The organism is Zwartia lucis (genome assembly GCF_965234455.1).
GTDB classification, from domain to species: domain Bacteria; phylum Pseudomonadota; class Gammaproteobacteria; order Burkholderiales; family Burkholderiaceae_B; genus Zwartia; species Zwartia lucis.
The window spans coordinates 1,321,584-1,346,872 of the sequence record NZ_OZ248472.1; the positions used below are offsets into that span (position 1 = coordinate 1,321,584).

At 48.5% G+C, this 25,289-nt stretch carries 26 protein-coding genes; 9 read left to right on the forward strand and 17 right to left on the reverse strand.

The window, feature by feature from the left end; translation table 11 throughout:
- Window positions 1–9: 9 nt before the first annotated feature.
- Entirely contained in the window at window positions 10–384 is a 375-nt protein-coding gene (locus AC8GE9_RS06255; protein ID WP_506676249.1) for a hypothetical protein, read from the reverse strand.
- Window positions 385–604: 220 nt separating this feature from the next.
- On the opposite strand from AC8GE9_RS06255, the gene AC8GE9_RS06260 reads away from it, so the two are divergent.
- The 3 genes from AC8GE9_RS06260 to AC8GE9_RS06270 all read left to right on the forward strand — a co-directional run bounded on the left by AC8GE9_RS06260 (window position 605) and on the right by AC8GE9_RS06270 (window position 3,373).
- Window positions 605–2,071, forward strand: coding sequence for a class II fumarate hydratase (locus tag AC8GE9_RS06260; RefSeq protein WP_506676250.1), 1,467 nt, complete (start codon window positions 605–607; stop codon window positions 2,069–2,071).
- Window positions 2,072–2,073: 2 nt separating this feature from the next.
- Entirely contained in the window at window positions 2,074–2,877 is an 804-nt protein-coding gene (locus tag AC8GE9_RS06265) for an MIP/aquaporin family protein (protein WP_506676251.1), read from the forward strand.
- Between the two features lie 67 nt (window positions 2,878–2,944).
- Window positions 2,945–3,373, forward strand: coding sequence for a HipA domain-containing protein (locus tag AC8GE9_RS06270; protein WP_506676252.1), 429 nt, complete (start codon window positions 2,945–2,947; stop codon window positions 3,371–3,373).
- Between the two features lies 1 nt (window position 3,374).
- On the opposite strand, the gene AC8GE9_RS06275 is transcribed toward AC8GE9_RS06270, so the two are convergent.
- From AC8GE9_RS06275 to AC8GE9_RS06315, 9 genes are all read right to left on the reverse strand, one after another.
- Window positions 3,375–4,058, reverse strand: coding sequence for a hypothetical protein (locus AC8GE9_RS06275; RefSeq protein WP_506676253.1), 684 nt, complete (start codon window positions 4,056–4,058; stop codon window positions 3,375–3,377).
- A gap of 10 nt (window positions 4,059–4,068) precedes the next feature.
- A complete protein-coding gene (locus AC8GE9_RS06280; RefSeq protein ID WP_506676254.1) occupies window positions 4,069–4,869 on the reverse strand; it encodes an SDR family NAD(P)-dependent oxidoreductase in 801 nt (266 codons plus the stop codon).
- Window positions 4,869–5,834 (reverse strand): Bug family tripartite tricarboxylate transporter substrate binding protein, encoded by a 966-nt coding sequence (locus AC8GE9_RS06285; protein ID WP_506676255.1) that lies wholly within the window; start codon window positions 5,832–5,834, stop codon window positions 4,869–4,871. The genes AC8GE9_RS06280 and AC8GE9_RS06285 overlap by 1 nt, the downstream gene beginning before the upstream one ends.
- Before the next feature lie 57 nt (window positions 5,835–5,891).
- Window positions 5,892–6,761 (reverse strand): MaoC/PaaZ C-terminal domain-containing protein, encoded by an 870-nt coding sequence (locus AC8GE9_RS06290; protein ID WP_506676256.1) that lies wholly within the window; start codon window positions 6,759–6,761, stop codon window positions 5,892–5,894.
- Window positions 6,762–6,772: 11 nt separating this feature from the next.
- Window positions 6,773–7,945: a CaiB/BaiF CoA transferase family protein gene (locus tag AC8GE9_RS06295; RefSeq protein ID WP_506676257.1), complete on the reverse strand. Its 1,173-nt coding sequence runs from the start codon at window positions 7,943–7,945 to the stop codon at window positions 6,773–6,775.
- A 28-nt stretch (window positions 7,946–7,973) separates the two neighbouring features.
- Window positions 7,974–9,164 (reverse strand): CaiB/BaiF CoA transferase family protein, encoded by a 1,191-nt coding sequence (locus AC8GE9_RS06300; protein ID WP_506676258.1) that lies wholly within the window; start codon window positions 9,162–9,164, stop codon window positions 7,974–7,976.
- A 2-nt stretch (window positions 9,165–9,166) separates the two neighbouring features.
- Complete coding sequence (locus tag AC8GE9_RS06305; RefSeq protein WP_506676259.1) at window positions 9,167–9,631, reverse strand: MaoC family dehydratase; 465 nt, start codon at window positions 9,629–9,631, stop codon at window positions 9,167–9,169.
- Between the two features lie 60 nt (window positions 9,632–9,691).
- Entirely contained in the window at window positions 9,692–10,855 is a 1,164-nt protein-coding gene (locus AC8GE9_RS06310; RefSeq protein ID WP_506676260.1) for an acyl-CoA dehydrogenase family protein, read from the reverse strand.
- Between the two features lie 133 nt (window positions 10,856–10,988).
- Window positions 10,989–11,750: an SDR family oxidoreductase gene (locus AC8GE9_RS06315; RefSeq protein ID WP_506676261.1), complete on the reverse strand. Its 762-nt coding sequence runs from the start codon at window positions 11,748–11,750 to the stop codon at window positions 10,989–10,991.
- 110 nt (window positions 11,751–11,860) lie between these two features.
- Here AC8GE9_RS06315 and AC8GE9_RS06320 point away from each other — a divergent pair, with 110 nt between their 5' ends.
- From AC8GE9_RS06320 to AC8GE9_RS06340, 5 genes are all read left to right on the forward strand, one after another.
- A complete protein-coding gene (locus AC8GE9_RS06320) occupies window positions 11,861–12,532 on the forward strand; it encodes a TetR/AcrR family transcriptional regulator (protein ID WP_506676262.1) in 672 nt (223 codons plus the stop codon).
- Between the two features lie 110 nt (window positions 12,533–12,642).
- A complete protein-coding gene (locus AC8GE9_RS06325; RefSeq protein WP_506676324.1) occupies window positions 12,643–13,401 on the forward strand; it encodes an enoyl-CoA hydratase/isomerase family protein in 759 nt (252 codons plus the stop codon).
- A 24-nt stretch (window positions 13,402–13,425) separates the two neighbouring features.
- Entirely contained in the window at window positions 13,426–14,178 is a 753-nt protein-coding gene (locus AC8GE9_RS06330) for an SDR family NAD(P)-dependent oxidoreductase (RefSeq protein WP_506676263.1), read from the forward strand.
- Window positions 14,179–14,233: 55 nt separating this feature from the next.
- A complete protein-coding gene (locus tag AC8GE9_RS06335) occupies window positions 14,234–15,091 on the forward strand; it encodes an enoyl-CoA hydratase family protein (protein ID WP_506676264.1) in 858 nt (285 codons plus the stop codon).
- Between the two features lie 7 nt (window positions 15,092–15,098).
- A complete protein-coding gene (locus AC8GE9_RS06340; protein WP_506676265.1) occupies window positions 15,099–16,742 on the forward strand; it encodes an AMP-binding protein in 1,644 nt (547 codons plus the stop codon).
- A gap of 24 nt (window positions 16,743–16,766) precedes the next feature.
- On the opposite strand, the gene AC8GE9_RS06345 is transcribed toward AC8GE9_RS06340, so the two are convergent.
- Genes AC8GE9_RS06345 through AC8GE9_RS06375 form a run of 7 tightly spaced genes read right to left on the reverse strand, consistent with a single transcriptional unit; the run spans window position 16,767 to window position 24,983 of the window.
- Window positions 16,767–17,744 carry a Bug family tripartite tricarboxylate transporter substrate binding protein gene (locus AC8GE9_RS06345; RefSeq protein ID WP_506676266.1) on the reverse strand — a complete coding sequence of 326 codons (978 nt, stop codon included), beginning with the start codon at window positions 17,742–17,744 and terminating at the stop codon, window positions 16,767–16,769.
- A gap of 49 nt (window positions 17,745–17,793) precedes the next feature.
- Window positions 17,794–19,908 carry an acetate--CoA ligase family protein gene (locus tag AC8GE9_RS06350; RefSeq protein ID WP_506676267.1) on the reverse strand — a complete coding sequence of 705 codons (2,115 nt, stop codon included), beginning with the start codon at window positions 19,906–19,908 and terminating at the stop codon, window positions 17,794–17,796.
- A complete protein-coding gene (locus AC8GE9_RS06355; RefSeq protein WP_506676268.1) occupies window positions 19,871–21,001 on the reverse strand; it encodes an acyl-CoA dehydrogenase family protein in 1,131 nt (376 codons plus the stop codon). Before AC8GE9_RS06355 ends, AC8GE9_RS06350 begins: the two co-directional genes overlap by 38 nt.
- A gap of 5 nt (window positions 21,002–21,006) precedes the next feature.
- Window positions 21,007–22,197, reverse strand: a complete 1,191-nt coding sequence (locus AC8GE9_RS06360) for an acyl-CoA dehydrogenase family protein (protein WP_506676269.1) — start codon at window positions 22,195–22,197, stop codon at window positions 21,007–21,009.
- 22 nt (window positions 22,198–22,219) lie between these two features.
- On the reverse strand, window positions 22,220–22,993 hold the full coding sequence (locus AC8GE9_RS06365) for an enoyl-CoA hydratase/isomerase family protein (protein ID WP_506676270.1): 774 nt from the start codon (window positions 22,991–22,993) through the stop codon (window positions 22,220–22,222).
- A 23-nt stretch (window positions 22,994–23,016) separates the two neighbouring features.
- A complete protein-coding gene (locus AC8GE9_RS06370; RefSeq protein WP_506676271.1) occupies window positions 23,017–23,988 on the reverse strand; it encodes a Bug family tripartite tricarboxylate transporter substrate binding protein in 972 nt (323 codons plus the stop codon).
- A 20-nt stretch (window positions 23,989–24,008) separates the two neighbouring features.
- On the reverse strand, window positions 24,009–24,983 hold the full coding sequence (locus AC8GE9_RS06375; protein WP_506676272.1) for a Bug family tripartite tricarboxylate transporter substrate binding protein: 975 nt from the start codon (window positions 24,981–24,983) through the stop codon (window positions 24,009–24,011).
- A 179-nt stretch (window positions 24,984–25,162) separates the two neighbouring features.
- Between AC8GE9_RS06375 and AC8GE9_RS06380 the strand changes: the two genes are divergently transcribed.
- A partial coding sequence (locus AC8GE9_RS06380) for a DUF4372 domain-containing protein (RefSeq protein WP_506676325.1) occupies window positions 25,163–25,289 on the forward strand: 127 nt, incomplete at its 3' end.

The window sequence follows — 25,289 nt, forward strand, 5'->3', positions numbered from 1 at the left end:
GAAGGGTACTTAGCCATCGCTGGAGGCAGATTCGTGATCGAGCAAGAGTTGACGTTCTTTGAGTGAGCTACAGATAAACAAATAGGCAGTGACTGCAATGAGTATTTGAAACGGCAAGAGCGCCACCAGCATAAAGAAACCCGTTGCCATAAAGCTGCCGTAGGCTTCGTCAGAGGTCGCCGAAAGTAGAAAACCAATCAAAATCAATATTGAAAGCACAGGGCCGCTTGAGGTCAGCAAGGTCGTCCAGCGCCAGAAGAAGGGCGGATGATAGTGATACGTTGTTTTGACAGGCAGCCAGCTGAACCAGGCGACAAAGCAAAGATAGGCGACGATGTAATAAATGCCATCCATGGCGAGCGAGATCCTATGTTCAGAGCTCATAGTCTAGCTGAGAACGCACCTGCTCTCAAAAGACCTCATACAAGACCTCGTGCGGATTAGGCCTAAAGGTATTATTAGGAAAAGAGCAAAATGATTGTGTCTAGTTGTAGTTTTTGTGTGTGAAAATACAACATGCGACTAATACCAAAGGCGTATAGCTTTTCGTCGATTTCGCCGCAGTCGCTCAATATTTATACCCACCCAAATTTTGGACATCACCATGCCTACAGATACCACCCCAGTTATCCTGAATTTGCCAATTGGCTTATCCGCAACAGGCTTGCGCCAAGAGTTCGATAGTATCGGCAAGGTGCAAGTGCCGGCCGATCATTATTGGGGTGCGCAGACACAGCGTAGCTTGATTCACTTCAATATTGGTCATGACAAGATGCCCAAAGAGGTTTATCACGCGTATGGCTTTGTTAAAAAAGCAGCCGCGATTGTGAACACAAAAGCTGGGCGCCTGCCCGCCTGGAAGGGTCAGCTGATTCAAAAGGTGGCCGATGAAGTCATCAGCGGTCAACTGGACGCTGAGTTTCCGTTGTATGTGTGGCAAACAGGTTCGGGCACACAGTCCAACATGAACCTTAACGAAGTGATTTCTAACCGTTGTATTCAATTGGTCGGTGGCACGTTGGGTGCGCAAGAGCCCATTCACCCCAACGACCATGTCAACATGGGTCAATCGAGTAACGACACGTTTCCAACCGCGATGCATATCGCTGCCTACAAGATGGCAACGGAAAAAACAATTCCTGCCTTGAAGCGTTTACGCGATGCGTTGGATGCGAAGTCAAAGCAGTGGGCCACTATCGTCAAGATCGGTCGCACCCACCTCGAGGATGCGACGCCTTTGACGGTTGGTCAAGAGTGGTCGGGTTATGTGGGTGCGTTGAATGACGCGATTGTTGATGTTGAGTATGCGACGCAAGGTTTATTGCAGGTTGCGATGGGCGGCACGGCGGTCGGTACCGGCTTGAACTCTCCGGTTGGTTTCGGTGATGACGTCGCTGCAGAGCTGACTGCGTTGACTGGCTTTGCGATCAAGACCGCGGATAATAAATTCACTGCGCAGGGCACGCTCGATCGTATGGTGCGTGCGCACGCTGCACTCAAGACTGCTGCTGTCACCTTATTCAAGATCGCCAACGATATGCGTTGGTTGGGTTCCGGTCCACGCACCGGTCTGATGGAAATGACGTTCCCATCCAATGAGCCTGGCTCATCGATCATGCCAGGCAAGGTCAATCCGACCCAAGCCGAAGCCATGTTGATGGTCTGTATTCAAATCATGGGTTCTGACGTAGCGGTGCAGATGGGCGGTTCAGAGGGTAATTTCGAACTCAACGCTTTCCGTCCGATCATTATCAGCAACTACTTGCACTCTGCCTTGATCATGGCCGATATGTCGGATCACTTCCGTGAGTTCATGATTGAAGGTGCGGTCGTCAACGAAGAGCAGTTGAAATCCAACATCGACAACTCTGTCATGATGGTGACAGCGTTGTCGCCCGTGATTGGTTACGACAAAGCTTCGGTCATTGCACATTACGCGATTGATCACAACACCTCACTCAAGGCTGCGGCCTTGGCCTGCGGTGTGGACGAGGAGCTGTATGACCGCGTTGTGGTGCCGATTAACATGACAAAACCTGGTTCAGCTGATATTCCTGCAAAGAAGGCTTAATCTTGGACTCGAAATCTCAGGCTAGCCTTGCCGGTAATCAGGCTTTAAGAGAACAAGTCGGTGATCGTGCTTATGCTGACTGGAAAAGCAATGATCATCGTGCCAGGAGACTCGTTTCTGAGTTTATTGGTACCTCGGGTTTGACCTTTGTTTTGTCGGGTGGGGCAGCTATTCTTGCAGCACATGGTGGTGGGGATTTAGCCCCTTATCAATATGCCTTTATTTTGTCAGCTATTTCTGCTTTATGGTTGACGGTTGCGGTGTATTTTTTGGGCGATATTTCCTCCCACTTCAATCCTGCAATGACGCTTGGTTTTGCGTTGCGAGGCGACATGGGTTTTCCCATGGCGCTTTGCTACATGGTGGTGCAATTTATTGCGGCTACGGCGGGTTCTGTAACCGCTGCCGCACTCTTTGGCACAGGCGGAAATCTTGCCGCCACTGTGCCGCAGCCAGACATGCATCTTCAGGCGGTGATCTTCGAAGCGATCTTGACGTTCGGTATGGTCTTGTTGATCTTGTCCATGACGAATGGTCCCAAGCTACTCGGCCCTTCAGTACCACTTGCCGTGGGGGCGTACGTTATGGCAATGGGCACGATGGGCGGACCGTTTGATGGCGCGGCCTTTAATCCGGCTAGAGCGTTTGGGCCAGATTTTGCACGTGGTGATTTTTCTACGTATTGGATCTATCCCTGTGGATCACTGATAGGTGTGTTGGCCGCTGTAGGGATTGCGAGGTTTTTACGTGGTCCTGCCAAGGCCCAAGAGGCGAATGCCGCGATGGGCAATCCACTGGATCATTGATCGAGTGGGGCTTTCTCGCAACGGTTTACATTAAATACCCCGATCGGGATATGTATTGTAAAAGAGTATGAGTAATCTTTTTTATTCCTGTTCGGGAATAATCCTTACATTAAATGCGGTTTTGATCAATAATTTACCGATCGGTAAATTATTGTATTCGGGTCGTTCACCTGCTTTAGCACCACTGTATGATGCCCTGTCGACAGCAGTCTATCCAACGCTGACACCAAAGATGGCGATGAAAATAGGAAGCAAATATAAGTTCAGTGAAGTTCAAGCGAGACACTGGGAACAGTTGGCAGAAAGTGTCGGACTTGCCAAAGCGCAAGCAAAAAAAAGAATTTTGGAAATAGCAGAGTTGCTTCCATTGAAAGCACGTTCCTTACAGTCTGATGCGCAATATTGTTTTTCAAATAGCGTTTTGGTAGAGCGAATCAATGCACTGATAGCGCAACGCTGCACCTTGACGATTCGTCGACTGACAACGGTGTATTAAATCAATGATTGATTATGCTTGGAGGTAAGTGAGTCACCTCAAGTAAATAAGTCAATTTTTCAATATTAGTAAGCGTATCGGGATATTTTGAATTGATTATTTCAATGATCTGATCTGAGATGCTTAGGACATTGTCGATTTGATTGCCCTCAATCAGAAGAAATGAATCGGGAATAGAGATCTCTCTATTCTTTTTCTCTTCAACTTCAATCGTACTGGCAGCATGACTTGTTGAGCACAAGTGGAGCCCGTAGAAACCGATTTTGTTGTGTAGGATGGTTTCTAAGTCACTGAGTTGGTGCTCAAGTGCATGCAAGTCGTGGCTTGCGAAGCGGATCAAAACAAATGCCGAACCAGTTCCCTGGTTCGTGATGCTCTTGATCACGGAACAGACGCCTCGTGAGTTGTTTCTCGCGAGCGGACCCACTTTTCTGGATAAGGGCGTTGGATTGTTCAGACGCTGGAGATAGTCGGGACCTGTAAAGACATCGATGTCTGCCGCTTCATAAAGCGTCATAAATTGTGGACCATCACCGACGATATGAAACCTTCGCCCTCGAAGAAAGCCTGGTATGGCTACACGTTCGGGCATATGCTCGCCATCGTGCCAGATATAAAAGTCTTCAACCGTCCCAGGGGCACGATCGAAGAGAATGAAAACAATAGCACGGCCAAGAAGAGCCATTTTTATATCCTTAGGGCATGAATTGACCACCGCAAATATCGATCGTAATACCAGTTAAAAAGTCAGCTTCATCGGATACTAGAAATCCGACTACAGCGCTGACATCTCTGGGTAGTCCAAGTCGCCCAACTGGAGTCTCAGCGATAAAACGTGCATCCATCTCAGCTGGATTACTCACAGTTTTCGCCATGGGGGTTGAAATGCGTGTGGGTGCAACGGCGTTAACGGTAATGCCGTGTGGTGCTAATTCATCAGCCAAAATACGCGTAAAACCAATAATGCCAGCTTTGGATGCAGCATAATGAGCGCCGGCCAAAATCGTTCTGGTTCGGCCAGCCCGAGAGCTCATGTTAATAATCCTGCCCCATTTATGTCGCTGCATGAGACGGATGGCATGCTTGCTGACAAGAAACGTACCAGTCAAATTAATGTCGATTGTTTGTTGCCAGTCTTTAAGGGGCGTATCAACGACAAGTGATTTTTTGCCATTCACGCGCAAAGCCACACCCGCATTGTTGATGAGCACATCGAGTCGACCAAATTCTTGATCGATTTTTGCCATGACATTGATGACGCTTTCCTCTTGAGTGACATTTAGAGCAAGAGCACGAATCTGAGTGAGCCCCTCCTCATGAAAACTCTCAATAATTTTTTTGCAATTCGCTTCTGTTGTAGCGGTCGCAACAATAAAGAATCCATCTCTTGCGAGTCGTTTTGCAATGTCGTACCCGAGTCCAGTCGTTGCCCCTGTCACGAGGGCAACTTTTAGATCAGACGATGTGGAATTGGTATCTTTTTGTGCAGCCGTCATTATTTTTTGCTTTCCGCTACAACTTTTGCCCATTTCACTTGATCCTGTGCAACAAATTTTTCAAGTTGAGCGGGCGTCATGACTTCAGTCACCATGCCTTGCTCTACTAATTGCTGATTGACCTGTGGATCTTTCAGAACAGTGTTGAGCGTTTTGTTGAGCAGATCAACAATCGGGGTAGGGGTGCCAGCAGGCGCAAACATTGCGTACCATGTGCTTGCAACGTAGCCAGGAAGCGCTTTCTCCGTGAGTGTTGGTACCTGTGGAACAAGTGGGGATCTGACAGCGCTGGTGACTGCTAAGGCCTTCACTTTTCCAGCTTTGACTTGTGGCAACATGCCTACCAAGCTCGTGATAGACATCTGAATTTCACCGCCAACAAGTGCAAGTGTTCCTGGGCCGGCACCTTTATAAGGAATATTTTCAGTATTCACACCAGACATTGTCTGAAAAAGTTGGGTCGCTAATAGCGTTGTGCTGGCAGTTGTTCCGCTATTGTATTTACCGGGATTGTCGCGTAAAAGTTTTAAAAATTCTTCAGCAGTGTTGGCCGGAACGCTAGGATGAACAACTAAAAAGTTTGCGGCATCGCCAATCATGCCGATGTGCGTAAAGTCTTTGACTGGATCGACTTTAGTTTCTGGATAAAGGCTGGCATTAATGGAGTGACTGCCAGAAGCAACAAGAATAGTGTATCCATCGGGAGCCGAGCGCGCGACAGCCTGGGTCGCAATCAAACTATCCGCACCAGGCCTATTTTCGATGACGATAGGTTGTCCCAGAATTTTAGACATCGCATTTCCGAGAATGCGAGCGGTTACATCCGTTGATCCTCCCGCACCGAATCCAATCAGAAATCGAATGGGCTTATTGGGATAGGATTGAGCTTGAACCGCGCCGCCGATCATCGCTGAGGTTACGAGGGTTGCTGCAATTAAGCTATTAATTATTTTGCTACTTTTCATTTTCGTCTCCTTGGTTTATTGGGTATCGCTGATGCGATGACTGTTAGATCCTACATTTCACCCTAACTCCGCTAGACCACAGTCCAGTAGGAGTACTCCTCTTTCTTTACTATAAGCTTGAAAATTCACGAGTCGAGCATTTCGTCGCCATATTAAAAATCTCAATGTTTCTCCAGGATAAACCGGAGAGGTAAAGCGCAGTGCCAAGCGCTTAAGGGCGTCAGGTTCAAATTGACAGCAGCTCTTCAAGATCGCGTGTGCTGCATAACCAAAGCTTCCCAGACCATGAAAAATCGGTTGCTCAAAGCCTGCCTGTTTTGCAACAACAGGATCTGCATGCAGTGGATTCGGATCACCATTGAGTCGATACAGTAGCGCCCCTTGAGGGAGAATGGGCAAGTCGATTTCTATAACATTGCTTAAGTTTTCTGGGACGTTCGAAAGCCGTTCAGGTGCGTCATCATTGATTCCGTCATGCTCTGAAAAACCACCATCTGCTCTGAGAACTTCTATCCGTGATGCGGTCGCAATATGCCGTCCATTTTCGTCATAAATTTCTCTTTTCAAGCCTGCAACGGCTCCTTTGCCAACACCGCGATCATGAAGATGAGTAACTTGATTATGTGCTTGCATCGTCGCACGCACAGGAAGCGTTTGGTGAAAAATGACATCTTGTTGTGCATGTAAAACATGTTGCCAAGATACTTTTGTTTCGGGGATCCGCCACCACGAACCAGGACTTCCTATCACAGCAGCCATACTGGGGAGTACTTTTAAATCTTGTTCGTATACAAATTGAAGTTGTCTGAAATCCATAGGATCTGCGCCAAGGCCACACCCAAGCGCATAACGCATCACATCTGTTTCTCTGTATTGATGTGTGATGACGCCGAACCTCCAGTTGCGCAAAGTGTTGTAGGTGATCATTGATATCAATCCTAGGCGATGATTCCCTTGTTGCGTAACGTAGCGATTCGATCTGTACTCAACCAACTAGACAAGGCGAGGGTATTGTTTTCCGCGTTGATTTCCTTGGGTAAGCTCGGCAGACTTGGTGTGCTATGGCTAAACCTGGGCGCTGGAGCAGGTTGAGTGACACCATCAATAGTGCAAAAGCTATTCCTTGCCTTGATATGAGGATGTTCCATCGCTTCATTCCAAGAAAGAATGGGCGCATAGCATGCGTCACGACCTTCTAGTTTTTCACTCCAGTATTGTCTCGGGTGCTGAGAAAACTTTTGAGTAAATATTCTTTTACCTAAATCCCAGTTTGCAGGTGCGAGATGATCTCCGATATCATTAGGATTAATTTCTAATAGCGTGAGCAGTTCATCATAAAAACGTTTTTCTAAGGCGGCAACACTAATCCATTTGCCGTCTGAGCATTCATACACATTGTAGAAATGAGATCCTGAGTCGATCGGATTTGTTCCCCGCTCTGGATTCCATAGGCCAGCCGCATGCATACCAAGAAAAATGGTTTGAAGTGATATGACGCCGTCCACCATCGCCGCATCAACGACCTGACCGATCCCGGTGGTTCGAGCATGAATGATGGCTGCCAGCATGCCAAATGCGAGATACATGCCACCACCACCAAAGTCTCCAATGAGGGAGAGTGGAACGACAGGGGGCTCATTTTTTCTACCCAAGGCATGTATTGCACCCGTCATCGCAACATAATTCAGATCGTGACCAGCGGAGTGAGCAAGCGGTCCCTCTTGGCCCCACCCCGTGACCCGTCCATAGACTAACTTTGGATTCCGTTGCAGGCAAAGATCGGGTCCAAGGCCTAGACGTTCCATGACGCCTGGCCTAAAGCCCTCAATGAGACCATCTGCACCGTCGATGAGTTCCAGCACGAGCTCAATCGCGTGAGGATCTTTTAGATCGACGCCGATGACATCCCGGTTTCTCAAAAGCAAATCATATTTTCTTGGCCGCTTGACACCCAGATCAACTGCCACTTTTCGATCGATACGAATCACGGTCGCGCCCATGTCGGCCAGCATCATGGCTGTCATCGGAGCCGGTCCTAAGCCGGCGATTTCAACGATTTTCAGCCCCTTAAGGGGACCGTTCGATTGTTGAGAAGTGGGCTGGGGTGACATGTTGTATCCGTCTCTGCTAACAAGCAAGCTATTTTGATAATTGATGGACGAGGTCGTCCGTAAATCCAAATTCACGCAGGATGGTGGCGGTGTGTTCTCCAAGCGTAGGAGCAGGCATGCGCAATTGTCCTGGCGTTCTAGAATAACGAGTAGGAATCGAAGGCGTATGCATCTTTCCCGCCAACGGGTGCTCGAGGGTTTGGAAAAATTTTGTTTCTATTAAATAAGGGTCGTTTTGCAGGTCACTGAGCATGCGTGCCGAAGCATGGGGGATTTTCGCGATTTTGAGTCGCTCTTTCCAGGTCTCGTTTGTTTGTTTGGCAAGTTCTTCGCCGATCAAGCCATAGAGTTCCGCAAATCTTTGTGATCTGACTGTGACACTGTCAAATCTTGGATCGCCAATCAGATCGGATCGCTCAAACGCTTTAAATAGATTGACGTATTGTTGGTCAGTAGTCGCCATCAAACAGATATAGCCATCCAGTGTTTTAAATGGTCTGCGTTCTGGCATGAGAGCGCGCGGATAACCTATTGTTCCATTTGGATCATCTAGCTGCGCGGTCCACATGTGCTCGATCATATTGAACGCCAGCATGCTTTCAAACATGGGAACTTCGACACATTGCCCGAGACCGCTGTGCTCTCGTTCAAGCAAAGCCATACTGATATGTGTGGCCAAGACATGTCCACAAAATTTGTCAGCGATGACTGTTGGAAAATATCTAGGCTCTCCGTATGCCAGCATATTGATTCCGGCAATACCACTTTCACCTTGAATGACATCATCATACGCAGGATCGTTATGTTTAGGGCCGTCTGAACGATAGCCTGGTGCGCTGGCGTAAATGAGTCTTGGGTTGCGTTGACGAAGTGCTTCGTAACCGATTCCAAGGCGTTTGGCTGAATCCGGACGCATGCTGTGAAGGAAAACATCACATTTTTCTGCCATCTGGAGTAGCGCTTCAAGCGCTTCGGGCCGATGTAAATCTAAAACGATACTGCGCTTATTTCTATTCATGCCTAGAAACAGTGCGGCCATTCCTTCATACTGTCTTGGGCCGATATAGCGATTGGCGTCTCCCTCAGGTGATTCAACTTTGATGATATCAGCACCCATATCTCCCATGATTTGGGTGGCGACCGGGCCAAGAATGAACTGACTCATGTCCAGCACACGAATGCGTGAAAGAGGACCGGAGGGAAGCGCTTTGTCACTCATGATTAAGCGGCCTCACGACACTTAACCATACGAAGTGGCGTGTAGGTAATAGCAACGGTTCCATCTTGTTTGACAATGCTGACTCTTGAGCGGACGAGTCCTCGACCAGGGCGACTCTTTGAGACGCGCGCCTCCAGGACTTCGACTTCGGCATGAATGGTGTCGCCCACAAAAACGGGTGATTTCATCGTGATTTCCATATTGATTAGAGCAAGTGCCGTGTTTTGCATGGTTGCCTGAATCAGCAAGCCCTCTATAAAACCGTGCGCGAGCATGCCAGGTGCGATACGACCTTTGATATCCGAGCCATGTTCACGAAACTCTTGATTAGTGAATAGCACCTCCACCAAACCGAGACAGTTGACGTAGTTCATGACGTCAGTTTCAGTGATCGTCCTACCAATAGTCTGATATTTTCTCCCTTGGGGAAGATCTTCGAAATAAAAGCCTAGTCCAACGATTTCCATTTTTTTCTCTCTCCAACCGCGCGGCGCTCTTTCGAGCGCATATTTGATAAATGATCAATCTTAGGTGGACTTTCTGACAGGTCCTAGTAGGCTATTGGCGACGATATTGCGTTGGATTTGATTCGTACCTTCGATAATCTGAAGGACTTTCGCATCGCGCATGTAACGATTGATAGCAAAGTCTGAGGTCACGCCTGCTGCACCACAAATTTGAACGGCATCGATGGCGACCTTCATCGCGACATCTGTCGCAAAGCATTTGGCTGTAGCAGCCATCGGTGCAAGTGCCTTTCCCGAGAGGCCGCAGTCCACCATATGTGCGACCCGATACACAAGGCTTCTTGCGGCCTGTGTTTGCATTTCCATATCTGCGAGCATCCAACGAATGCCTTGAAAGTTCTCAACAGGTTCATTGAAAGCTTTCCGACTTTTGACAAAATCAATTGCATGGTTTATCGCACCCTGTGCAAGTCCCACACCTCTCATCGCATGTAAAGGCCGTGCGGTATTCATTGCTTCCATGACTAACTTAAAGCCACCGGACTGTTCTGCACCCAGACAGTCATCGGTCGGAACAAAGACTTCGTCTAAAAATAATGGGTGCGATGGTATGCCTCTCGCGCCTGTTTTTTCTTCTTTTCGTCCAATTTCAAGACCTTTCGCATTGCGAGGGACTTTAAAAAAATTGATCCCTGCAGCGGTATCGTCATCCCCAGTTTTGGCTGCCACAAAGATGTAATCGGATATGGAAGCGCCGGTACACCAGGCTTTATTGCCGGAAATGCTATAGCCGCCTTTGACGCGTTTAGCTCTGGTCTTGATCCCGCGGACGTCGGAGCCGCTTTGAGATTCAGTAATCGAGATCGATGCGCGGACTTTCCCCGAAGCCAATTCGGGCAATAAGGTATTTTTTTGAGTGTCTGTTCCACCGGCTAGCACTGCACCAAAGGGCGTCCATTGAACAGCGAGCAAATATGCAGTGTTATAGCAGACTGCACCGAGTTCTTCGATGGCGATACACGCACTGACAAGACTGCCGGTACCACCATGCTCTTCGGGGAAAGGTAAGGCGAACAGTCCGAGCTCGCACAGCAATTCAAACATGTCTTGTGGATACTCTCCACTTCGATCGATGTCATTGGCACGAGGCGCTACTTTCTCACTCGCAACGCGACGCAACATATTCCTAAGCTGTTGCTGTTCTGCTGAAAACTCATCTTGCATCTTTTAGCCCCGCCAGTTTGATCTGACGTCCCTTAATGAATTTCTGTTTAAAGTACAGATATTGTTGAATGAACGATCGTTCAGTTAGATGTTTACATTATTTGCGCGATTGATTTTTAAGTCAATAGAGAAGTTACTGTAAGTTTCCTGCCATCCCGCCATCAACAGCTAGACTAGTCCCTGTAATAAAACCGGCATGTTGCGATGCATAAAAAGCCACCGCAGCAGCGAGTTCGTCTGGAGTTCCAAGCCTACCTAGTGGAACGCGTTTGATCCTTTCCTTCATGTCATAAGAGGAGGTGAGTGCTTCGGTTCCGATGGATGCGGGTTGAACCGTGTTGACGGTGATTTGGTGCTGTGCAACCTCGTTGGCCAAATGTTTAAGTAAGGCAGTGACTCCGGCGCGGTAGACGGTTGAAAGAGCGTGATTGGGCATTGGGGTCTTGACGGAAGCTGAGGTCACACCCACAATTCGGCCCCATCCACGACCGATCATTTTTGGTACAACGATTCTAACAACCATTGTTGCTGCTAAAAGTTGAGTGTTGTAGGCAGAGTCCCACCTGTTGGAATCGGTTTCACCCAGAACAGTCGTCATCTTTAGAGGGGGACGACCTGTATTCAACACTAAAATATCTGGTCCCCCAAAGATATCCTCCGTCTCTTTGGTGAGTCTAACGATGTCTTGTTCAATCGTCATGTCTCCCGGGACTGCGATCACTTTAATTCCGTGTTCCTTTGTCAGGGTGCTGGCCAGGTTTTCAAGCTTGTCTGCTGAGCGGGCAAACAATACAAGATTGCAGCCTTCAGCGGCAAGACGCTGGGCGATGGAGAGCCCTAAGCCAGAGCTGCATGCCGTAATCATTGCTGTTTTACCTCGGATACCCAAATCCATAATGTCTCCTTGTGCGTTGCATTGATGCACTCTAATGACTTTGTGATCCTATGGTACGATCAAATCGCTGATGAATAAACAATTAATATCTTAGTGTCCTTTTTTGCTCCATGCCCCAATCTAAAAATAACGCACTTGCGCATGTCAGAAGCAAAGTGGATGTGCCCGGACTCGTTGAAAAGCGTCGGGCCCAGTTCATAGACTCCGCGATCGATTTGTTCGGTCAGCGTGGCTATCACGTGACCACTATCCGGGATATTGCACAAGCTGCCGGGGTCAGTATTGGTCTCATCTATCAGTATGTCGAAGACAAAGAAGACATCTTGTTTTTGGCTCTCATGAAAGTTCTTGACCAATACATACAGGAGATTCCCCCAGTGTTGGCGCAGCCAACAAGTCCAGTCGAAAAAATTGATGCTGCTGTCCGAGCGTATATCAATATCATTGATAAGAACGTCAATGCGACTGTTTTGGCTTATAGGGAGACAAAATCGTTACCTAAAGAGCGACGTGTCATCATTCAGCAAAAAGAGCTTGAGTCCAATGCCTTGATTACGGAATGTATTGCGCAGTGCATCAAGGATGGGACGATGAAAGCTGATCTTGATGTAGAGATGCTGACTTATCAAATTGTGATGTTCGCACATGCTTGGGCGCTGAAGTCTTGGCGCTTTCGTCCGGAGATGGATGTCGAAGAATATATTCAACGAGGACTGAGTTTGATCCTGCCTGCTGCGCTCACTTTAAAAGGTAAGCGTGCATACGAAAAATTAAGCAAATAGTTTTAGCTATTGACTGAACGATCATTCATTCTGTAAAGTACTAACAAGCGGGTATTGCTTTCGCTTGATCTCTCTAAGCATCTGCTGGGAAGTGGAGGAATGATTTGTTAGTGCTAAATGTCTCTGATCGTATTGCACGAATAACGCTTTCGCGCGCCCCGGTCAATGCGATCAATGATGAACTGTTAACGCAGTTTCATGCCGCCATTGATGAATTATTGCGCCGTGATGATTGGAATGTGTTGATGATTGATTCATCACTGAAGGTCTTTTGTGCGGGGGCAGATCTCGCTCAAATGAGCGAATGTATAGAGACTGAAGAGGGCGCCGATAAAATGGTGCAGAGTATTACCCAGTTTCAGACGCTTTTTTCTCGTATTGAAAATCTACCGGGTGTGACGCTGTCAGTCATCAGCGGAGCCGCTCTTGGCGGCGGGCTAGAACTCGCGTTGGCCTGTGACTTGCGCATCGTGGCTCATGAAGCCAAGTTAGGGTTGCCTGAAGCCAGTCTCGGCGTGATACCGGGAGCGGGTGGGACGCAGCGGCTGACTCGTCTGTGTGGACAAGGTATTGCGAATCGCTTGATACTGACTGCAGAGGTGATCGACGGTCAGTCTGCCGAGCAATTTGGAATCGCGCAATGGTCGGTGCCGAGAGAGGAGTTAAATGTTCGCGCTCAAGAGATTGCAGTGCGTCTAGCGGGGCTCTCGCGAATGGCGCTTTCTGAAAGTAAAGCGTGTATCGCGGCGGCAGCACAATTGGGCCCGAGTGGTTTCTCAATGGAGCTTGAGGCAACGAGGAAACTCTACAAGGCCAATGATACAAAAGAGCGCGTACGATCATTTTTAGAAAAAAATAAAAGAAAATAAATCATTACTCTCAAAGGAATAGCTATGACAACAGTAAAAAAGAATGCGGTTGTGACAGGTGCAGCCTCTGGTATCGGAAAAGCAACAGCCATCGCATTTGTGAACAAGGGATACCATGTTTTTGGCTTGGATATTGATACCGTAGGCGGTGTCAATATTGAGTCCGAGATCAATCAAAAAAATGGCGCTGGCTCATTCACGTATATCAAAGTGGATCTTGGTGACAGGGCGTCCATCCTTAGTGCCTGTGAGCGCATGTTGGCACAGGTACCGGCTGTCGATGCAATCGTGAATGCAGCAGGATGGGATCGTATTGAGCCCTTCGTAAACAATACTCCTGAGTTTATGAATAAGGTGATGCAAATCAACTTAATGGGACCCATTACCTTGACTCAGGCATTGTTGCCAACAATGATTCAAGCAGGATCAGGGAAGATCGTGAATGTAGCGAGTGATGCTGGCCGAGTTGGCAGTATGGGTGAAACCGTTTACGCCGCTGCGAAAGGCGGAATGATCGCATTTACTAAATCACTTGCACGAGAAATGGCACGCTACCAAATTTATGTGAATTGTGTATGTCCCGGGCCAACAGATACACCGTTGTTTCATGCGCAGCCGGACAAGCTCAAGGAAGCACTCATCAAAGCGATTCCTTTTAAGCGACTTGCGATGCCAGAGGAAACAGCAAGCGCAATTCTGTTTTTTGCTTCAGAGGATTCAAATTACGTGACGGCTCAAATTTTGAGTGTGAGCGGTGGACTGACAATGGTCGGCTAGCGCGAGAAGTAAACAGTTTTATATTGCAGCCTATTTAATTTTATTGAGAATATTTATGTCTGACTTAATTTCAAAATTTCAACCCGCCACTTTTGACTTTGATCACTATCAGCCTAAACATTTCAAAATGGATGTTGTCGGTAAGGTCATGACGATTACCCTCAACAGACCCGAGAGAAAGAATCCGTTAACGTTTGAGTCCTATGCTGAACTACGTGATTTATTTATTAATTTGACGTATGTTAAGTCAGTAAAGACTGTCGTCGTAGTTGGTGCAGGTGGCAACTTTTGCTCTGGAGGTGATGTGCATGAAATCATCGGTCCTCTAGTTCAAATGCAAAAGCAGGATGATATGAGTGGCTTGTTGGCGTTTACGAGGATGACAGGCGATTTGGTGAAGGCAATGCGAAACTGTCCTCAGCCAATTTTTTCGGCGATTGACGGTATTTGTGCTGGAGCAGGAGCCATCATTGCGATGGCTTCCGATATGCGTTTTGGTACCGCGACCAGTAAAGTCGCTTTCCTCTTTGTGAAAGTCGGATTGGCCGGTGCTGACATGGGCGCTTGCAATATGCTTCCAAGAATTATCGGTGCAGGCCGCGCATCAGAGTTGCTATACACCGGACGCTCGATGGATGGTCTAGAGGCTGAGCGTTGGGGGTTTTATAACCGAGTCTGTCAACCAGAAACTCTCTTGGCTGAAACGCAGGAAATGGCTAAAAAAATAGCGGATGGTCCAACCTTTGCACATGCTATGACCAAGCGCTGCATTCATCAGGAATGGAGCATGGGGATTGATGAGGCCATTGAGGCCGAAGCTCAAGCGCAGGCTATATGTATGCAGACCAAGGATTATGAGCGGGCTTACAACGCTTTTGTTGCTAAACAAACTCCCGTATTCGAAGGTAATTAAGACCCGTATGAATCCGGCTGGGGCGCTCACTGAGGTGTCGCTTGCGTCACAGTACCGCTCAAGCGGTATCTGGCCGGATAGGCTGATCACTGATGATCTGGATGCGTATGCGAAATCCAGATCCGGTCATGTTGTCGTCATTGACTCTCGGCAGTCTATGACCTATGCGCAACTGCAAGATAGTTCATACCGGGTTGCTGCTGGCTTACTCAGTCTGGGTGTCAAGCCAAATGATCGCGTGGCAATCCAGCTACCGAACTGGTCAGAGTATGTTGTATTGCACTGTGCACTTGTTCGTATTGGCGCGGTGACATGCTTGATCACGCCGATGAGTCGGGCGCGCGACGTATCAGGAATGCTTCGTGTTGCGCAATGCAAGTGGCTTGTCATTCCTGGGACATTCAAAAACTTTGACTATTTGAGCATGGGGCTACAGCTCCGTTCAACTCATGCAGATCTGGGTTTGATTCTTGTCGATGAAGATCCGGGGCAGGGAGAAACTCTGGATGAATATGACAAAGTCTATCCATGGAATTCAATTCTCCAAACGCCATGCGATCGCGATCTTCGCGAAACAATTAATCAAATGCGACCACATCCAGATGAGGTCACTGAGATCGTGTTTACTTCGGGCACCACGGGTGACCCCAAAGGGGTGATGCACACTAACAATACTCTTTACGCACCTCAAGTTGCGATGTCCAAATCATTGGATTTGCGAAGGGGGAGCGTATTGCACATGGCATCAACTCTAGGTCATCAAACTGGGTTTCTAAATGGAATTCGTTTGCCTATTCAGGTCGGGGGCGCTGTTGTCCTTCAAGATACTTGGAAGCCAGAGGCCTTCGTTGAATTAGTCGCTCAATATAAAATTGAAGTGTCGAGTGGGAGTGCGACATTTTTGATGGATATTCTCAAAGCAAGTAACCTTGAGGCGTTTGATGTGTCATCACTTAGGGTATTTCGTGCTGGCGGGGGGCCCATTCCAGTTGCGTTGGTCAAAGAGGCTGAGTCTCGTTTGCCAAATCTAAAGGTGCTTCGCGGTTGGGGACAGACTGAAAATGGGGTGGTGACGCTCACAAGGTTGGATGACGATCTTGAAACGCGAGCCCAAACAGACGGACGTGTTCAGCCAGGCATGGCCTTACGCATTGTGAATGTCAATCAACAGGAGCTAGGGACTGGTGTGGAGGGAAGTTTGCAGGTTCAAGGTGCTTTTATGAGTCCCGGCTATGCGAACTCACCAGATCTAATGAAGACGTTTTATTTTGATGGCTGGTTTGACACGGGCGACCTGGCTACGATTGATACACGAGGCTACATCAAAATCACGGGTAGATTAAAAGATATCGTTATACGCGGTGGCGAAAATATTCCCATTCATTATGTGGAGAATGTGTTGTTTGAAGACGCCCGCATTGCGGAAGTCAGTATTGTCGGGATGCCTGATGAGCGTCTAGGCGAACGTTGCTGTGCCTTCGTGATATTAAAAAAAGGTGCGACACTTTCTCTTCACGACATGCAAGTATTTTTATCTTCGCGTGAACTCGCCACACAGTATTGGCCAGAACGCCTGGAAATTGTGGATGAGTTACCGAGGACCGCAAACGGTAAGGTTCAGAAAGCAAGCTTACGGAAATTTTTTCTTTAAAAATTTAGCGGCTACGTTTGATACTCACTCTAATATAAAGCCGCTCTCGGCAATGATCTTTGCCCAGTTTTTTGAGTAAGTGCGTTCGCGCTCCGAGAGTGTCTGTCCACTCATGTAGTCCACAGTTAAACCAAGTGCGACAAGTCTTTGTTGCACGTTGGGCATTTCCAATACTTTTTTCAAGGCTTCGCTATAGCGTTCAAGTATGGCTGCAGGCGTCCCTTTGGGAGCGAAAATCCCATAATAGGGCAGGTCTTCAAAACCTTTGATACCGAGCTCCGCGAAGGTTGGAGTTTCAGGCAAGATCTCTTGTCTCTTATTGCCTATGACGGCGACCATACGTAGCTTTCCCGCTTTTTGAAACTCAATAAAGTCGGCTACGGAAGCCACTCCGGCAGGGATTTGCTTGCCAAGCATGTCGGCGATCATGGGCGAGCTGCCTTTGTAAGGAACCGCGATGAGATCAAGCTTGTAATGCGCAGCGAGTATTCTGACAAGAAACTCTGGAACTGATTGAGGTGCAGGCACGCCGACAGCGGCTTTTCCTTGATGTTGTGTGCGAACTGAACGCACAAATTGGTCAAGTGTTGTTTCAGCTAAATCTCCCGCTAAGGCGATTCCGTTCGCAAAGGTGGCAAACCCAGCCACAGGTACGAAGTCTGTCGCCGGCTCATAGCCCGCTTTTTTATTGATCAAAGGCAAGATCGAAATCGTGTGATCGTGGGAAAGAAAGAGTACTGAACCGTCTGGAGTCGCGGTCTTAAGGGCAAGGGCTGCGATCTGACCACCCGCGCCAGCCCGATTTTCGATGATGACGGGTGTGCCTAGTTTTTGACTTAAGTGCTCGCCCAGAATGCGCGCAATGGCGTCTGTGCCGCCTCCCGCAGGAAAGCCCACCATGAGCCTAATGGGATTGCTTTGAGCAAAGACGCAGGCACTGGTGAGTAGTAACAGAACACACACAACTGTCTGATGAACATTAAGCTTGAAAGTCTTCAACATGGCGCACTCATTTTTATATTAGAAAATGACAAAAAAAATCATTTTAAGCTTAGGTCGAAACAACGGCATCCAGTGCGACGACTCCAGAGGCTTGAACCAATAAAGGATTGATATCGATACTTTGAATTTCAGGATACTTACAGGCCATCGTACTGATCTTACATAGAACTTCGGCCAAGGCATCGCAATCCAAAGGCTCACTGCCACGCCAACCTTTTAGCAGGACGGCACTTTTGACAGAGTTAATCAATTGGTGGGCACCCGCCTGATCAAGAGGGGCGCTCGCCATCGAAACGTCTTTGAATAGCTCGACCATGACGCCACCCAGTCCAAACATAATCATGGGTCCGAATACAGGGTCGCGATGCATGCCAACGAGTGTCTCAACTCCTTTGGATACCATGCGGGAAATGAGCACACCCTCAAGACGGGCATCAGGTCTAGCTGATTTCGCGCGTTGAATCAGAGTGTCGAAGCCCGCTTGCACCTCCGCGGCATGAGCGAGACCGAGCAATACCCCGCCAATTTCTGTTTTATGTTGAATATCCGGAGAAAGGATTTTCGCAACGATTGGGTATCCGAAATCATTGGCAGCCTGTATAGCCTCTTTCGCCGTGAGACAAACACGTTCCTCGATGACTGGAATACCTTCTTGCCGAAGTAATTGTTTAGCTTTGGATTCGTCCGATGGTTGAATGGCTAATCGAGATGCTTGCTTGGCCACGCCAAGAGCGGGCATCGCATTTCGGCGTTGACGAATTTCACACGCAGCGCTGATTGCGGCAACAGCTCTTGTGGGATCTTCGAAAACAGGAATACCTGCCTGTTCAAGTTCGGCTCTTACGCCTGCTTCACTTGGCATAATCACGACAATGAGTCGATCTTTGCAAGACTCTTTGAGGCGAAGCAAGGCATTCAGCGTATCCTTGAAAACAAGTGGCGCCAGTCCATTGTTCGCGAGATAGAAAATTAAAGAGTCCTCCTGCGTATGCTGCAAAATACATTGACCGACATCGACAACAATTTGAGGTGTCGTGGCGACTTGCGCTGTTGTGTCGTAGGGGTTGTGGCCGGCACCGTATGGAAGTACAACAGCTAAGGCCTCCATCAAGGCTTTGGAAAAAGGTTTGATCTCCAAGCCCATTCGCGCGCCATCGTCCGCCATTAAGATACCAATTCCACCCGATACGGTCACAAGCGAGACACGGTTATTGACGGGCATTTGACCGTTCACAAGTAAATAAGCGATATCGACCATTTCTTCGATTGAACGCGCACGCCAGGCGCCCGTTTCACGCAAGATGGTGTCATAGACGCGATCGTCACCTGCGAGTGAGCCGGTGTGGGTTGCGGCTGCAGCGGCTCCCGCCTCCGACGTTCCGACTTTCATCATGATGACCGCCTTACCGGCGCGGGATGCTTTATGGATAGCCGCACGTAATTGATCTCCGTTGCGACAGCTCTCCATCGATGCGCAGATGACCTCCGTTAATGGATCCTCGGCTAAATAGTCGATGCAGCTTGCAACATCCACATCGGCTTCATTACCCGTTGCAAGTGTGCGACTCATGCCCACACCTCTAAGATCCGCCATGACATAAGTGCAGGAACCGAACGCTCCACTTTGCGTGACAAAGGCGACTTTGCCGGACTTGGGCGCAGAGCCTCTCGCAAAAGAGGTTGAGAAAGTCGCGAAGAGACCATTCGAAGGGCTCAGTGCGCCTAGCGAGTTCGGCCCCACCATACGCATGCCTGCTTGTCGCGCGATGTCGACCAATTTGTCTTGCGCAAGTTTGCCTTCAGGACCCATTTCGCCAAAACCGGAGCTTAGAACTTGAACGACTTTGACTCCTTTTTTTGCGCAGTCCCTGAGAGACTCCTCAACGCGTGATGATGGAACAATAATGACGGCTTGATCAACAGAGCCTGGGATTTCCGACACGGAAGGATAAGCAGGTAAACCTTGAATCTCTGGCGACGACGGGTTTACCGGATAGAGTTTGCCTTTGAAACCATAGGTTTTCATGTAGTGAATGGCGCGACCACTTAGTTTTTTAGGGTCGCTTGAGGCTCCAACAATCGCAAGTGATTGGGGATTAAAAAGTGCGTCTAGATCGTGCATTTTTTTAGTCTGCCTTTGTTGTGATGTACGCGCGTTCTGCATGGAATTGACCATCGCCAAACTCTAGGTTTGTCATGAGAAGCCGCTTATTAAGTCTTGTGGCCCAAAGCTCCTCGGTCATCCCCATGCCTCCATGCACTTGAATCACGGTGTGCGCGAGTTTTGGACCGACTTGAGAAAGATAAAGCTTGAGTAAAGAGAGTTCACGATTTTGTATTTCGCCCGTGTCGCTGACTTTACGGGTAAAAGCGCTGACAAAGGCGCGAATACTGTCGTATTTCGCGTAAACATCCGCAAGATAGTGCCTGAGCACTTGAAAGCTAGAAAGGGTGACACCGAACTGCTGTCGCTCGCTTAAATAGCGGATCGTTTGTTCGAGCGCGGCACCCATGCTTGCTACGGCTTCGACGGACGATAAAAGCGCGCCATAGTTAAACATGCGTGCAAAGGACGTTTCTAATGATGATCCAGAGGCGATGCACCAATCGTTTTGAAGCTTTTGAGTATTGAAAGTGAACGAGAGGCTATCGCGCGAATCAATACGAATTTCATGACTGACTGTTGGCGAGATTTCATTACTCGGGATTAACCAGAGAGAGGGATCGCCATCCTGATTCTGGCAACAGAGTAGGAGGTGAGTTGCCTCAGGCACGCGCTCAACGCCGGCGACTTTACCCTCTAAAACGCATGTACCTGCAAGCTGGATGATTTTTAATGTCATCTCATGTGACATTTGTTTTAAAAATGGATCAAGAGGTTGATAAATCAGTTGCAGTCGTATCGAACCGTCGGCCATTGAAGACAAGAGCGATGATTTTTCTTTGAAGCTCAGAGGTGCGAGCAGAATCGCGGGCAAACCCATACCCGAACTCAGCGGTAGTGGTAGCGCATGCGTCGCCATGCCCTCCAGGAGCGCACAAAAATCAAGCAGGGAGCCATCAAGTCCGCCATCGGCCTCCGGAATGAGGCAAGCAGACCAACCCAGCGCGATCATTTCCTTCCACTTTTGATCGCGATGCTGTCGTTTCTGATCCGCATTAAGAAGACCGCTACTCTCGATTTCTGCGTCTTTGGCAAAGCGAGAAGCCGACTCCTGAAATTCGGAACCAAATAAGGGTGTTACGGTAAACGTCATGGGAGTTAGTGTCCAAAAATTTCGCGGGCGATCATGTTTTTTTGAACTTCGTTGCTGCCGCCATAAATAGTGCGTACTCTTGAATAGAAATAATTTTGTAACCAGAGCGCGGCTTGGGCATTGCCATCAAAGACCGACTGTTCGTCAGCAGGCATACTTGCCGCATATTCTGGACCCATGATTTCCATACCGATTTCTGTAATCGTTTGGAAGAGTCCTGCGCTGTTGAGTTTTAGCACGGAGGGCTGTAGTCGAATTGGTTTTTTATTCATCACAGCATCGATGGCTTCCAAGCCAAGTTCCTGAAGAGCCCTGAGTTCTGCTTCGGCGTTCAGGAGACGAAACTCAAGCGCTTGTTTGCGCTGCAGCTGTTCTGGCTTGAAAAACCGCTCGTTAATAAGTGCACGTGTGCGTTTAAGGTATTGAAACAAAGGCGCGGTATTGGCTGAGTTTAGTCTTTCCCTCGCCAGCAAAAATTTTCCGTATTTCCATCCGTCGCCGATTTCTCCAATACAGTCAGACAAAGGAACTTCGACGTTGTCTAGAAAAACTTCATTCACATGATGCCAGCCGTCGATCGTTCGGATGGGTCTGATCGTAATGCCTGTTGAGCGGACGGGAATAATCAGTAGACTGATCCCTTCTTGTTTGCGTGTCTCATCTGACGTCCTGACAAGCGTGTACATTAGGTCGGACTCTTGGGCATGCGAGGTCCAGGTTTTCTGTCCATTGACGATGAACACATCGCCCTCTATGCGCGCATGGGTCTTCAGTGAAGCTAGGTCAGAGCCCGCATTGGGTTCTGAATACCCCTGACACCACCACTCCGACCCATCTAAGATTGGGGGCAGATAGCGTGCCTTTTGGCTTTCTGAGCCAAACTCGATCAGAACGGGACCAATGTGTCTCAAACCATGATGATATTGGGGTGGACAGTCATTTTCAGCAAGAACCTCGCCAAAAATAGCTTGTTGCCTGGTATTCCATCCTGTGCCGCCATATTCCACAGGCCAGTTTGGTGCGCCCCAGCCACGAGCGAACAGAATCTTTTGCCAGCGGCTCCAGGGCTCGCGCGAGAGCTTGCGATTGAGCGCCATGATTTGTTTGATATCGGGCGGACATTGCGTACTGACAAAAGCATGAATTTCCGCTCTGAATGCGTCGTAGTCAATCGAGGCTTTTACATCTGTGTTCATTGTTGTTGATATCCCGGTGCGATTAGCGACCTTTGTAGACTGGCTTGCGTTTTTCTTTAAATGCGAGCAATGCTTCTTTAGTGTCTTCTGTTTTACCGAGCGCGACCGTCATATTTTGCTCAAAGCGATAGCCCTCTCGGCGCGGCATGACGAGCGTCACTTGCGCGGCTTGCTTGGCATAACTCAGTGCGATCGGTGCTTTGCTGGCGATGTCATTGGCGATTTCCATAACATAGGGCATGAGTTCTTCCGGGGGAAGGCTCGCTTCGACCAGGCCGAGTCGATACATTTCATCGGCATCGATTTTCATACCCGTGAAAAACATGCGACGCGCACGTGATTTGCCGAAAATACTTTGCAGCATGGCTGTCCCGCCTGCGAGACCAACATTGATTTCAGGCATCGAAAACACAGCGGTGTTGGAGGCTACCCAAATATCACACTGCGTCATGAGCCCGAAGCCCGCGCCCATCGCGGGTCCGTTCACTGCCGCGATGACGGGTTTGCTGCATTCGATGATCGAATTGCCTGCTTCTCGGACCAAGCGATTGTGGTGCCAATAGGCACCTGGTTTTTCATTTAGACCTGGGCGCTCGTTTAGGTCTGCGCCTGCGCAGAAAATTTTCCCTTTACCCGTAATAACGGCGACTTTGACCTCTGGGGTGTCGTTGAAATAATCGAAGACCTGGATGATTTCGCTACGCATCTGTGCATTTTGAGCGTTGTGCGGAGGGCGGTTCAGGGTGACGGTCGCGACACCGTTCGCGATGTCGAGTTCAAGAGTTTGCAAATCCATGATGGCTACCTTTTGATAATGGTTTATTCAACTGAAATACTGACGCCCTCGACTTTCATGAGATTTCTAAGCCGTTGTTCTTCATTAGCAAGAAATTTCCCAAAGGCCTCGGTTTTAAGCCCTTCAATGAAGAGTCCTGTTTGATTGATGGCATTCAAAACATTCGTCGTTTTCATGGCGGTTTCTATACCCTCGAGCAATTCATTTTGAACGGAAAGGGGTGTTCCCGTAGGCATCAAGAATCCAAACCAGCTTCCAAAAACAAGATCAACGCCAAGCTCTTTAAATGTTGGCACATTAGGCGCGGCAGGGTGTCTCTTTTCAGAAGAAATCGCGATCGCATTTAAAGTGCCGGAGTTCACGCGAGGCATCGCAGACGGACCATCAAAAATCCCCATGATTTGACCGCTAAGCAAATCGTTCATCGCTGGGCTGGTCCCTTTATAAGGAACATGTGTGATGCGAACCTTAGCTTCGGCTGCAAAGAGTTCAGCGGCGATATGTGGGCTTGAGGCGTTACCCGAAGAGCCAAATAATAGACCGCCGGGATTACTTTTGCCGAACTCAATCATTTCTTTGACGTTTTTAAAGGGTACCTTTGGATTCACGACTAAAAGACTGGTTGAGCGTCCAAGTAAAAATAAAGGACTGAGTCCTTTTGGGTCGTAGGGTAGAGACTTTTTAAGGACAGGGTTGGAGGTAAATCCATAGCTGGTTAACAGGATGGTGTAGCCATTGGCAGGCGCACGTGCAACCAATTGAGTGCCAATGATCGTCCCACCTCCAGGCTTGTTATCGACGACAACAGGTTGTCCCCATTGTTTTGAAAGTTCGGCAGCGATTGAGCGGCCGTATACGTCAGTGACTCCGCCTGGTGGATAGGGCACAACGATGGTGACTTGTCTATCGGGGAACTTGGCTTGAGCCGAAGCGGCACACGTTGCAATCAGTCCAGCAAGGATGATTTTTTTAAAGGATGTGTTGAGGGTACGCATTATTTAATCTCCTTCAGGGCTTATTTTTTTGTGGATGCTTTAGATTGCTCGATGACTTTTTTCCATTTCGCAGATTCCGTACGAATAATTTCATCCATTTCTGCAGGTGAGCCACCCTTGATTTCGAGCCCCGTCGAAATTAATCGTTGACGCACGTCCGGCATTTTTAAAACTTCATTGAGTTCTTTATTGAGTTTTGCGATGATCGCTGGTGGAGTGCCTGCAGGTGCGGTGATGTAGTTGATCGGTGAGGCAGAGTAGCCTTTCAAGGTATCTGCGATGGGTGCAAGATCGGGCAGCGCCGGATTTCTAGACAGGGTCGACACGCCCAGTGCCTTGACTGTGCCCGCTTTGATATGGGCCTGGTAGACTGACAGTGAGTCAATCGACATCTGTACAGAGCCTCCTACGACTTCAGTGACGGCGGCGCCTGATCCTTTATAGGGAACATGTTCGATATTGATTCCCGCCATACTTTTAAAGAGTTCTCCCGCGAGATGGCTAGAGGAGCCAATGCCCGAACTCGCAAAGTTCACTTTGTTTGGATTTGCCTTTGCGTAGGCGATCAGTTCATTGACGGAGTTGACAGGTAGATCTTTATTGACGACTAAAACATTGCTCCCGTCGATCAGCTGGATTACCGAGGAGAACGCAGTCGCAGCATCGTACGGCATCTTGTCCATTAAATAGGGTGCAGTCATTTGCTGGCCCGGTGTAGCGTAAAGAAGTGTGTATCCATCTTTTGGGGAGGTTGCGACAAACGCCGCGCCTATTACACCGCCGGCTCCAGGTTTGTATTCAATGACGACGGGTTGACCAAGACGTTTGGACAAGGGATCGCTGATGATTCGTGCCGTATTGTCAGCACCTCCGCCTGGGGCGAAGGGGACAATCAGTCTGATCGGCTTGTTGGGATAGTCCTGAGCGAGTGCGATGGAGGTGTGGAGTGCGGAAAAGATGGCGAGAGCGCCGACTAAAAGCTTAGTGAGCTTCATGATGTTGTCTCCTCAAGGTAAATTATTTATATTTTTTCAGTAGTGTCCCAACGTTTGCACGCCAAGAGCTTGTAAGTTAATGATTTTATTGCCTAATTCGGTCATTTTGTCTGGTCTCGATTTCAACTTTGATTTCGAGCAGACTGAGGGTTGTTCGCGACTTCTCGCGGGGAACCCTCATGCACCAAGGCAAACTCGTTTTCTCGCAGATCATGATGCATCTGCCACTGACAACTTTTCGGCGTTGCGTCGCCGCGCATCGAGGCGATCACAAGGTCAAGGACTTTACCTGCTTGGATCAGTTTC

Excerpts from the sequence above, each read along its gene's own strand:
- AC8GE9_RS06255 (WP_506676249.1), bottom strand. The coding sequence starts at position 384 with ATGAGCTCTGAACATAGGATCTCGCTCGCCATGGATGGCATTTATTAC.
- AC8GE9_RS06260 (WP_506676250.1), top strand. The coding sequence starts at position 605 with ATGCCTACAGATACCACCCCAGTTATCCTGAATTTGCCAATTGGCTTA.
- AC8GE9_RS06270 (WP_506676252.1), top strand. The coding sequence starts at position 2,945 with ATGAGTAATCTTTTTTATTCCTGTTCGGGAATAATCCTTACATTAAAT.
- AC8GE9_RS06275 (WP_506676253.1), bottom strand. The coding sequence starts at position 4,058 with ATGGCTCTTCTTGGCCGTGCTATTGTTTTCATTCTCTTCGATCGTGCC.
- AC8GE9_RS06280 (WP_506676254.1), bottom strand. The coding sequence starts at position 4,869 with ATGACGGCTGCACAAAAAGATACCAATTCCACATCGTCTGATCTAAAA.
- AC8GE9_RS06285 (WP_506676255.1), bottom strand. The coding sequence starts at position 5,834 with ATGAAAAGTAGCAAAATAATTAATAGCTTAATTGCAGCAACCCTCGTA.
- AC8GE9_RS06290 (WP_506676256.1), bottom strand. The coding sequence starts at position 6,761 with ATGATCACCTACAACACTTTGCGCAACTGGAGGTTCGGCGTCATCACA.
- AC8GE9_RS06295 (WP_506676257.1), bottom strand. The coding sequence starts at position 7,945 with ATGTCACCCCAGCCCACTTCTCAACAATCGAACGGTCCCCTTAAGGGG.
- AC8GE9_RS06300 (WP_506676258.1), bottom strand. The coding sequence starts at position 9,164 with ATGAGTGACAAAGCGCTTCCCTCCGGTCCTCTTTCACGCATTCGTGTG.
- AC8GE9_RS06305 (WP_506676259.1), bottom strand. The coding sequence starts at position 9,631 with ATGGAAATCGTTGGACTAGGCTTTTATTTCGAAGATCTTCCCCAAGGG.
- AC8GE9_RS06310 (WP_506676260.1), bottom strand. The coding sequence starts at position 10,855 with ATGCAAGATGAGTTTTCAGCAGAACAGCAACAGCTTAGGAATATGTTG.
- AC8GE9_RS06315 (WP_506676261.1), bottom strand. The coding sequence starts at position 11,750 with ATGGATTTGGGTATCCGAGGTAAAACAGCAATGATTACGGCATGCAGC.
- AC8GE9_RS06320 (WP_506676262.1), top strand. The coding sequence starts at position 11,861 with ATGCCCCAATCTAAAAATAACGCACTTGCGCATGTCAGAAGCAAAGTG.
- AC8GE9_RS06330 (WP_506676263.1), top strand. The coding sequence starts at position 13,426 with ATGACAACAGTAAAAAAGAATGCGGTTGTGACAGGTGCAGCCTCTGGT.
- AC8GE9_RS06335 (WP_506676264.1), top strand. The coding sequence starts at position 14,234 with ATGTCTGACTTAATTTCAAAATTTCAACCCGCCACTTTTGACTTTGAT.
- AC8GE9_RS06340 (WP_506676265.1), top strand. The coding sequence starts at position 15,099 with ATGAATCCGGCTGGGGCGCTCACTGAGGTGTCGCTTGCGTCACAGTAC.
- AC8GE9_RS06345 (WP_506676266.1), bottom strand. The coding sequence starts at position 17,744 with ATGTTGAAGACTTTCAAGCTTAATGTTCATCAGACAGTTGTGTGTGTT.
- AC8GE9_RS06350 (WP_506676267.1), bottom strand. The coding sequence starts at position 19,908 with ATGCAGAACGCGCGTACATCACAACAAAGGCAGACTAAAAAAATGCAC.
- AC8GE9_RS06355 (WP_506676268.1), bottom strand. The coding sequence starts at position 21,001 with ATGACGTTTACCGTAACACCCTTATTTGGTTCCGAATTTCAGGAGTCG.
- AC8GE9_RS06360 (WP_506676269.1), bottom strand. The coding sequence starts at position 22,197 with ATGAACACAGATGTAAAAGCCTCGATTGACTACGACGCATTCAGAGCG.
- AC8GE9_RS06365 (WP_506676270.1), bottom strand. The coding sequence starts at position 22,993 with ATGGATTTGCAAACTCTTGAACTCGACATCGCGAACGGTGTCGCGACC.
- AC8GE9_RS06370 (WP_506676271.1), bottom strand. The coding sequence starts at position 23,988 with ATGCGTACCCTCAACACATCCTTTAAAAAAATCATCCTTGCTGGACTG.
- AC8GE9_RS06375 (WP_506676272.1), bottom strand. The coding sequence starts at position 24,983 with ATGAAGCTCACTAAGCTTTTAGTCGGCGCTCTCGCCATCTTTTCCGCA.